Here is a 427-nt window from a genome sequence, read left to right as displayed (position 1 = left end):
CTGCTGGGCGGCGTCGCCTGGTTCATGCTGGCGATCGTCCGTGGCGAGACCGTCAACGCCATCTGGTTTGTGTTCGCCTCGGTCTGCACGTACCTGATCGGCTACCGCTTCTACTCCAAGGTCATTGAGCGCTACCTGCTCAAACCCAACGACCGCCGCGCCACCCCGGCCGAGTACAAGGCCGACGGAAAGGACTACGTCCGCACGGACCGCAACGTCCTGTTCGGCCACCACTTCGCCGCCATCGCCGGCGCCGGACCCCTCGTTGGCCCGGTCATCGCCGCTCAGATGGGCTACCTGCCCGGCACGATCTGGATCATCATCGGCGTCGTCCTTGCCGGCGCCGTCCAGGACTATCTCGTCCTGTTCTTCTCCATGCGCCGCGGCGGCCGTTCCCTGGGCCAGATGGCCCGCGAGGAACTCGGCG

Annotated in this window: 1 protein-coding gene; it reads left to right on the top strand. The window is 66.7% G+C overall.

The genetic code is table 11. The features are described 5' to 3' along the window. Window positions 1–427: carbon starvation CstA family protein (locus tag AC1DM5_RS36595; protein WP_477976972.1), on the top strand; the 427-nt coding region annotated here is incomplete at its 3' end.

The sequence above is a fragment of the Rhizobium sp. 01T437 genome, assembly GCF_056398505.1.
This window is presented reverse-complemented; position numbering and strand designations above follow the sequence as displayed.